Source organism: Mesorhizobium sp. WSM4849 (assembly GCF_055811385.1).
Genome location: NZ_JBVVPW010000029.1, coordinates 85882 through 93971, shown reverse-complemented (window position 1 = coordinate 93971; position 8090 = coordinate 85882). Strand labels below are relative to the sequence as shown.

Sequence of the window (8090 nt, the reverse complement as noted above, 5' to 3'; positions counted from 1 at the left end):
GTTGGGGACGGGGAGGGTGGGGACTCGACCGGGTTTTTGCGTCGCGTCCTTAGCGGACGCTGGCGACCGCTTCGGAGCGGCCGTCGTTGATCGTTACCCAAACGCCCGAATTCTGGCTCGATTGGCGTTTCAGGTAGGTGTACTCGGTGGCGGTCCAGGACAGCACCCTGGTTTCGAGATTGTCGAGGATGAACTCTCCGAGGCTGGTGCGCACGGTCAGCACCGCGTGGCCGTCTCCGTTCGGCTGGCGCGCAACCGTCATCAGCAGGTCACCGGCCGGAACGCCGATGTTCATCAACGCGCGGCGCTTTTCCAGCGCATAGTCCTCGCAGTCGCCGAAGCCGTTGTTGGGATAGGACCAGACTTCTTCCTTGCCCGACAGTTCCATATCGGTGCGTGGCGCGATCCTGCTGTTGATGGAATTGTTGATGCTCACGATCTTCGCCCACAGCTTGCGGGTCAGCTCGACCGGCGCCTGCTTCGGCGTCCGCTGATTGCATTCCTGCGGAATCTTCTGGCAGAACTCGTAATGGCCGACCGGCTGTGTGGTGCGGCTGCCGGTGTGCATGAAGGCAGGTCCCGCTGCATACGCTGTTCCCCAGGCGGTAAGCTGCATCGCCATTGCCAAGAGCAACAGCTTGCCCCTCGTCTTCTTCATCGTCCAGTCTCCCCGTTTGAGGAGACAATGACACGGTTGGATTTATTCGACGCAAAGGTCCGAAGTAGACATTAAGTAAAACTCCTATAGAATAAACATAAAATTTGAATCGTTTCAGTATAAAATTGTTGAGGCGGTTTCGCGGGAGTCACATCGGCGCGACGCGGTGCCTTGGCGCGGCATCGGTTGGCAGCCCGCGACGGCCGGCGCGGGTCAACAAAAAAACCGGCCGAAATGGGCCGGTCGATTGCGGCAATGTGCGCTGTTTGTCAGGTGCCGGATGCGTTGAATTCGGAATCGAGTGTTTCGGGCCGCTGGATGACCGCGAACTCGATGGCGACGCCGTCCTCGAAATGGCGCACCACCTGGCCGCGCATGGTGCCGAGCATGATCTGGATGCCGATCGCCGGCTTGACATCGATCTCGACCGCGGCGCCCGAAAGCGACAGATCGATGATGCGGCACTGGTACTGGCGCCCGTCACTGAGCTGAAGCACGCTGTTCGGATTGCGCGGCGCCACGCGTTCGTGACGACGGTCCTCCGGCAGATCGAGCTCGTGCTTGTTGGCAAGCCAGGTCAATTGCGCGGCAAGCTTGTCCTTCTTGCGTTCCGACGCGATGACCGTCATCGCGAAACCGTCCTGCAAAATGCGGGTGACGACGCCCTCGATGCGGCCGATGTGATCGATATAGGCGATGACTTTCTCGCCCGGCATGCCGATGCGCTCGGTGCGAAGCGCTACATTGCCCGGCGACATGTCGACCACCTGGCACGGATGTTCGGTGCGATCCTCCAGCATGAAGCGTCCGTAGATCTTCACGCGGACGCGCTGAAAGTTACGCCTTTCAGCTCGGGACGGCGCGGTGTCGACCGCCGCTGACCTCATGACTGCCTACACCCCGTTTGGCATTCCGCGCGTTGATGCGAGGAACTTCGTCGGAAAGCTACAGCAAAGCAGGTTAACAAAGGGGAAAGCCTGACCCCGCTACTTTAGCGTTTTGGACTATTCCTCGCGCCCGCCGTCGAACACGACCAGATGGCGGATGCGGCGCGCCTGGCCGAGCGCCGAAATCGTCTGGGGCGGATCGAGTTCCGACGGGACAAGCGAAGGAACGTCGATGGCCGGCCGGCTCCTGGGGAATTTCGGTTCCTTCTCCGGATCGACGACACGGATTGAATCGATCAGGGCGTCGGCGATCGGATCCGCGCCCAGCCAGAAGGGTTTTTCAGCAGCGCTTATCACACCGAGGCAACGCGGATTTTCGACGCCGCCGTCGAGCGGCAGGGCGAGCAGCTCGAACTTGCTGGAGCGGTCGGTGCGGCTAAAACCTTCATAGGTGATGAGCACTACGGATTTCTGATCGAAGACGCCGTGGATCAGTTTTGAGACAAGCCGCTGATCCTTCTCGCGCCATAGCGAGGGAAAGGAAAACCCCTTGAGCTCACGGCCATAGACCGCGCAAAGCCTGGTACCGGCGAGCCGGAATACCGCTTCGCCGCGCGTATCCTTTTCCAGGATGAAGGTGTCGGCCAGCAGCGACTTGATGTCGGCTGGCTCGACTTCCGAACGCTTCGGGGCAGGGCGCCCGTCACGCAGCCGGTTCCAATAATGGAACAGCGTGATCGATCCGTTCTGGTCCATGCTTTGCTGCTCCGCGCAATCTGTCGTCTGATGTCCCATCGGTGAACAGAAGGGCGCCCTCCGAGGACCTACATGCGTTGCGGAGCAGGATGCGTGCCAGCATCGTTAACACTTGTTCACGGGTCGGGGTCGTTAAGGTTAACAAGTGGTTTACGTTGCGCCCCGCCCACCCCCGTGGCACGCTAAAACCACTCCAGAAGCGGTCGTTTTGCAGCGATCGGCAGCAGTTCAGTCAAGAGTTTGGGGGAGCACGGGGGCTCGACCAGCCGTTCAAGGGCAACCTTGGACGGCTTCTTTTTGATTCGCGCCAATTTTGATTCGCCCCAGTTTTGACTTGCGTGGGGCGATTCGCCCCTTTGTGAATCTGGTGACCGTGATCTACATGCTCGCGAAGTCGAATCCAGCGACTGAGTGCGAGCCATATGAGCGAACCAGCAAGCCCATCGGAAATCGAACAGGGCAAGGGCGGACCTGTCGGCCGCGGGCCGGAGCCGCGCCGCGAGCCGGTATTCAACATGCCGCCTGTTGTGCTGGCGCTGATCGGCATCTGCGTCGTCGTTCACCTGATCCGGCTCTACTGGCTCACCGAGGATCAGGATTTCTCCCTGCTGATCCGGGCCGCCTTCATTCCGATCCGCTATTCCGGTCGCTTCGACCTCGATTTCTACGCGTTTTCGAGCCCCTTCACCTATGCCTTCCTGCATGGCGGCTTTGCTCATCTTGCCGTCAACATGGTGTGGCTGGCGGCTTTCGGCTCGCCGCTGGCGAACCGCTTCGGCGCGCTTCGTTTCAGCCTGTTCTTCGCGGCGACGGGGCTGGCGGCGGTGGTGCTGTTCTGGGCCGTGCATCCGCTCGGCCAGGCGCCGCTGGTCGGCGCATCGGGGGCGATTTCCGGCATGATGGGGGCCGCCGCCCGCTTTGGCTTCCGCACCGACCGCTCGTCCGGCAAAGCCGCCTTCGCCGGCGCGCCGCTGCCGATGGCGGCGGTGTTCCGCTCGCGCGGTGTTGTGACTTTTCTTGCCATCTGGATGGTGATCAATCTCGCCACCGGCCTCGTTGCCTTCGCGCCCGACATCGACAGCCAGATCGCCTGGGAGGCTCATATCGGCGGTTTCGTCGCCGGCTTCTTCGGCCTGCGCGCTTTCGATCGGCGGCAGCAGGTGGATGAGTTTATGGTCTAAGCCTCGCCGCACTTGAAAAGCAATCGATCGCGGCGCACGATGTTCACTTCAGCGCCGCGCGTCCTTTTTGGACGCGCAAAGGACGCAGTAGAACTTTGATTTGCGCATGATCCTTCCGAAAATCGAGGCCGATTTTCGGGGTCATGCGCAGAAGGAAAGCCGGTCAGGGCAGGAAACCGGCAAGTAAAACCGAGGAGGACGCCATGACTGTTAAGGCAATTCTCGAGCAGAAGGGCCACGACGTGTTGACGCTCGGGCCGAACGAAAAGCTGAGCGAGGCCATTCGCATCCTGGCCGAACACAGGATCGGTGCGCTGGTCATCACCAATGGCGATCACAAAATCGTCGGCATTCTTTCCGAGCGCGACGTCGTGCGGGTCCTCGCCAGGGAAGGAGCCGCCGCACTGGATATCGCGGTGCGCTCGGCAATGACGCCCAAGGTGAAGATCTGCAATGAGAACCACACCGTCAACGAGGTCATGGAGATCATGACCAGTGGCCGTTTCCGCCATCTGCCGGTGGAAAAGGACGGCCTGCTCGACGGCATCGTATCGATAGGCGACGTGGTCAAGCGGCGCATCGAGGATATCGAGCGCGAGGCCGCGGAGATCAGGGCCTACATCGCGACGGCGTGATGCCTTGTTTCTTCAGCCGGCCGGCCGGCTGGATTCGATGTGAAGCGCCAGCTTTGGCTTTGCGCTTGTCTCTTTTTGTGGTTTGCACTAGCGAGTGACTTTCACGTCCGACGTGACGGAATTCACGTTGAGAATTGAATTCCGTCACCGATAACTCGCAGGCCACCATGACCCTCATCGACACCCGCACGCCCGACGCCAAACGCCTGATATCAGGCGCCACCGGCGACTGGGAGATCATCATCGGCCTCGAGGTGCACGCGCAGGTGACCTCGCAAGCAAAGCTGTTCTCCGGCGCCTCGACGGCTTTCGGCGCGCCGCCAAACGCCAATGTCAGCCTCGTCGATGCGGCGATGCCGGGCATGCTGCCGGTCATCAACGAGGAATGCGTCAAGCAGGCGATCCGCACCGGCCTCGGACTGAAGGCCGAGATCAACCACAAGTCGGTCTTCGACCGGAAAAATTATTTTTATCCCGACCTGCCGCAGGGCTACCAGATCTCGCAGTTCAAGCAGCCGATCGTCGGCGAGGGCAAGGTGATCGTCTCCGTCGGCCCGGACCGGCAGGGCGAGTTCGAGGATATCGAGGTCGGCATCGAGCGCCTGCACCTGGAGCAAGATGCCGGCAAGTCGATGCACGACCAGCATGCGACCATGTCCTATGTCGACCTCAACCGCTCCGGCGTGGCGCTGATGGAGATCGTCTCCAAGCCCGACATGCGCTCCGCCGACGAGGCCAAGGCCTATGTCACCAAGCTGCGCACCATCGTGCGCTATCTCGGCACTTGCGACGGCAATATGGACGAAGGCTCGCTGCGCGCCGACGTCAACGTCTCGGTGCGCCGGCCCGGCGGCGAATTCGGCACGCGCTGCGAGATCAAGAACGTCAACTCGATCCGCTTCATCGGCCAGGCCATCGACTACGAGGCGCGCCGCCAGATCGCCATCCTCGAGGACGGCGGCAAGATCGACCAGGAAACGCGGCTGTTCGACCCCAACAAGGGCGAGACGCGCTCGATGCGTTCCAAGGAAGAAGCGCACGACTACCGCTATTTCCCGGATCCCGATCTTCTGCCGCTGGAATTCGACCAGGCCTATGTCGATGCGCTGGCAAAGGATCTGCCTGAACTGCCCGACGCCAAGAAGGCGCGGCTGATCTCCTCGCTCGGCCTGTCGACATACGACGCTTCGATCCTGGTGTCGGAAAAGGCGGTCGCCGACTATTTCGAGAAGGTGGCCGCTGGTCGCGACGGCAAGCTCGCCGCCAATTGGGTCATCAACGATCTGCTGGGTGCGTTGAACAGAGCCGGGAAGGGTATTGAAAATGCTCCGGTTTCGCCCGATCAGCTCGGCGCGGTCATCGACCTGATCAAGGAGGGCACCATCTCCGGCAAGATCGCCAAGGATCTGTTCGAGATTGTCTGGAACGAGGGCGGCGATCCGCGCCAACTGGTCGAAAGCCGTGGCATGAAGCAGGTCACCGACACCGGCGCCATCGAAACGGCGGTCGATGAGGTGATATCAGCCAATCCGGACAAGGTCGAGCAGGCGCGCGCCAAGCCGAGCATGGCCGGCTGGTTCGTCGGCCAGGTGATGAAGGCGACAGGCGGCAAGGCCAACCCGCAAGCGGTTAACGACCTCGTCAAGGCCAAGCTCGGGATCAACTAGGATGATGTTCGTTCGCACCGCTGGCGAGCGCGATCTTGCCGCGGTCCGCGCGCTGCTGGTCGAAACCTGGCACGCAACCTACGATGGTATTTATGGTGCTGCCAAAGTCACCGAGATCACTGATGAATGGCATTCGATCGCCTCGCTCAAGGCGCGGCTGACACGGCCGAATTCCGAATTCCTGGTCGCAGACGACGGCAAGCGCATCGGCGGCATGACTTTCGCCGCAGCCACCACCGATGCGAAGATCGTCATGCTGAACCAGCTCTACGTGCATCCGGCCTGCCAGAGGCAGGGGATCGGCCAGGCGTTGCTGGAAGAGGTCGAAGCCAGCTTTCCGGAGGCGCGGACGCTGCGTGTCGAAGTTGAAGAGGCAAACGCTCAGGCCGTCGCCTTCTACCGCTCGAAAGGGTTTTTGCCGGCCGGCAACACCGCCGACTGCGGCGGTGGTTCAGGGCTGCCGGCGCTGATTTTCGAGAAGACGATCGGCTAGATTTGCCTGCCCGGATATGTCGCGGTCGGTTGCGTTTTACGGGCTGCGCCGGTCGGTTGCGGCGCCCTCAATGTTGTCCCTTGAGGACGACAAGATAGCCTCGTTCGACGTGAAGGCGAAAAGCGACTTGCCCCGACGTCTCAGGGTCTTTGAAAGATTTGTCGATGACATAGCCGCCCGTATGGGAGCGCAGCCATCCCTCGGGATTGTCAGTGCTTTCGAACGGCTTCTGCAACCGGGCAAGGAAGCCGACTTCGTCCTGATAGTCGAAGTCGACAGCCCAGGCCGCGTCCTTCCGTTCGTCGATGAAATTCGCCAGCGGCGTGAGATCGTAAAGTTTGAAGGCCGTAGCGGACGCGATTGCATGTCCGATGCCGAACATGGCAAGCATGCAAAAGGCGGCGGCCTTGATCCTGGCGGGCGGCACCTCGGCCATGAAATACCCGAACACGATCGTCGCCAGAGGCAACTCCGGAACGAGGTAATGTGGCTGTTTGCCGGATATAGCGCTGAAAACCAGCACGACGGCCACGAACGACATCGTCAGCAGACGCAGTTCCGAAAGATCTCTTGACCGTGTTTGTATCAAGCCGCGTATCCGCGCCGGCAGGTGCAACCGCCAGACATGCGGCACGAAAATCCACGGGATGAACAAAAGCGGCAGCAGCACGACATAGAAATAGAACGGCCGGCCGTGGGAGTTGTGCAGGTTGCCGGTGACACGCCCTGCCGACTGGTTCCAGACGAGATCGTAGACGAAATCGCCTTTCGTCAGGATGGTCGCAGGCACCAGCCAGATCGCCACCGGGATCAATGCGGCGAGAATTGCCAAGCCCGCCCCGGCGAAGAATTTCGGCGTCGCCAGCCCGCCCTGCCGATCGCGCCAGAACGGATAGAGCAGGATGGGAGCGCCGACATGGATGAGCACCACCGGACCTTTCGTCAAAATACCCAGTCCGATGAACACGCCCGCCAGCACGGCGTGCCAATGGTTGCCGCTCCTGGCAAAGGCAAGCAACGACAAAAGTGCAGCGAGCACGAAGACCGTCAGCAGCATGTCGAACAGGATCAGCGTCGAATAAATGACGAAGATGGTGCTTCCGGCGACGAGCCAGGGGACACGGCTTACGATGTCGTCGCGTCCGGGAAAGAGGGTTTTTGCCAGACGCGTCGTCAGCCAGATGACGAGCGACGATGCGACGAAGATGACGAGCATCGCGGCAGCCCGGCTTGCGCCGAAAATGTCCCAGGCCAGATCGATAAGCCAGAACAGCAGCGGCGGCTTTTGCAGATAGGGCGCGAAATTCATCGTCGGAACGAAGATCTGTCCGCTCTGATACATCTCCCAGGTGACGCTGAGATATCGCGTTTCATCCACAGGCAGGAGCGGCCGGAAAGCGACCGCGATGCAGATCAACGCAAGCAGGAACAGATAGGGGAGCAGCCGCTCGACATGTGCCGGTATCAAGATTGGGATCCGCGCCAGGAATCGTTCTCATTCCAGCCGAGCATCGATGCTGCGCTCCTGGAGCGCGCAGGACCGCACCATGATTTTGGCCGAATTGTAGCGGAGCCGGCCTGGTAGCTTGGATTCTAAAGATGTCGTCCACAAAGGTCGGAAAAATATGCGGATTGCCTGAACTAGAATTACGGGAATTACGGGAAGTCCGCAAAACACGCCGCAGGTAAGAATTCGGCAGTGGCTAACGCTGAGGCAAAAAAAGGCATGGTGCGACGCACAAAAATATTGCAATGCACTGCAGATGCCGTAACGTCAGGCTCCTGAATGAACGAGGCGGCTTTTCTAAAAGGC

Annotated in this window: 8 protein-coding genes; 4 read left to right on the top strand and 4 right to left on the bottom strand. The window is 60.6% G+C overall.

What is annotated here, in order from left to right:
• Positions 1–49: 49 nt before the first annotated feature.
• The 3 genes from AC0L3L_RS27465 to AC0L3L_RS27455 all read right to left on the bottom strand — a co-directional run bounded on the left by AC0L3L_RS27465 (position 50) and on the right by AC0L3L_RS27455 (position 2301).
• Positions 50–658, bottom strand: a complete 609-nt coding sequence (locus AC0L3L_RS27465) for a transglutaminase-like cysteine peptidase (protein WP_473640089.1) — start codon at positions 656–658, stop codon at positions 50–52.
• Positions 659–927: 269 nt separating this feature from the next.
• Positions 928–1545: a PilZ domain-containing protein gene (locus AC0L3L_RS27460; RefSeq protein WP_473488669.1), complete on the bottom strand. Its 618-nt coding sequence runs from the start codon at positions 1543–1545 to the stop codon at positions 928–930.
• A gap of 117 nt (positions 1546–1662) precedes the next feature.
• Complete coding sequence (locus AC0L3L_RS27455) at positions 1663–2301, bottom strand: PAS domain-containing protein (protein WP_473640087.1); 639 nt, start codon at positions 2299–2301, stop codon at positions 1663–1665.
• A gap of 422 nt (positions 2302–2723) precedes the next feature.
• On the opposite strand from AC0L3L_RS27455, the gene AC0L3L_RS27450 reads away from it, so the two are divergent.
• The 4 genes from AC0L3L_RS27450 (at position 2724) to AC0L3L_RS27435 (ending at position 6277) form a co-directional block, all read left to right on the top strand.
• A complete protein-coding gene (locus AC0L3L_RS27450) occupies positions 2724–3482 on the top strand; it encodes a rhomboid family intramembrane serine protease (protein WP_473640085.1) in 759 nt (252 codons plus the stop codon).
• A 203-nt stretch (positions 3483–3685) separates the two neighbouring features.
• Positions 3686–4117, top strand: a complete 432-nt coding sequence (locus tag AC0L3L_RS27445; RefSeq protein WP_473640083.1) for a CBS domain-containing protein — start codon at positions 3686–3688, stop codon at positions 4115–4117.
• Between the two features lie 167 nt (positions 4118–4284).
• Positions 4285–5784 (top strand): Asp-tRNA(Asn)/Glu-tRNA(Gln) amidotransferase subunit GatB, encoded by a 1500-nt coding sequence (gene gatB, locus AC0L3L_RS27440; protein ID WP_473640081.1) that lies wholly within the window; start codon positions 4285–4287, stop codon positions 5782–5784.
• 4 nt (positions 5785–5788) lie between these two features.
• Positions 5789–6277: a GNAT family N-acetyltransferase gene (locus tag AC0L3L_RS27435; protein ID WP_473488706.1), complete on the top strand. Its 489-nt coding sequence runs from the start codon at positions 5789–5791 to the stop codon at positions 6275–6277.
• Positions 6278–6344: 67 nt separating this feature from the next.
• Here the strand turns inward: AC0L3L_RS27435 and AC0L3L_RS27430 are convergent, their stop codons facing one another.
• Complete coding sequence (locus tag AC0L3L_RS27430) at positions 6345–7745, bottom strand: ArnT family glycosyltransferase (protein WP_473640079.1); 1401 nt, start codon at positions 7743–7745, stop codon at positions 6345–6347.
• Positions 7746–8090: the final 345 nt, after the last annotated feature.

Coding starts and splice junctions, on each gene's coding strand:
- AC0L3L_RS27445 (WP_473640083.1), top strand. CDS start 3,686: ATGACTGTTAAGGCAATTCTCGAGCAGAAGGGCCACGACGTGTTGACG.
- AC0L3L_RS27465 (WP_473640089.1), bottom strand. CDS start 658: ATGAAGAAGACGAGGGGCAAGCTGTTGCTCTTGGCAATGGCGATGCAG.
- AC0L3L_RS27460 (WP_473488669.1), bottom strand. CDS start 1,545: ATGAGGTCAGCGGCGGTCGACACCGCGCCGTCCCGAGCTGAAAGGCGT.
- AC0L3L_RS27455 (WP_473640087.1), bottom strand. CDS start 2,301: ATGGACCAGAACGGATCGATCACGCTGTTCCATTATTGGAACCGGCTG.
- AC0L3L_RS27435 (WP_473488706.1), top strand. CDS start 5,789: ATGTTCGTTCGCACCGCTGGCGAGCGCGATCTTGCCGCGGTCCGCGCG.
- gatB (WP_473640081.1), top strand. CDS start 4,285: ATGACCCTCATCGACACCCGCACGCCCGACGCCAAACGCCTGATATCA.
- AC0L3L_RS27450 (WP_473640085.1), top strand. CDS start 2,724: ATGAGCGAACCAGCAAGCCCATCGGAAATCGAACAGGGCAAGGGCGGA.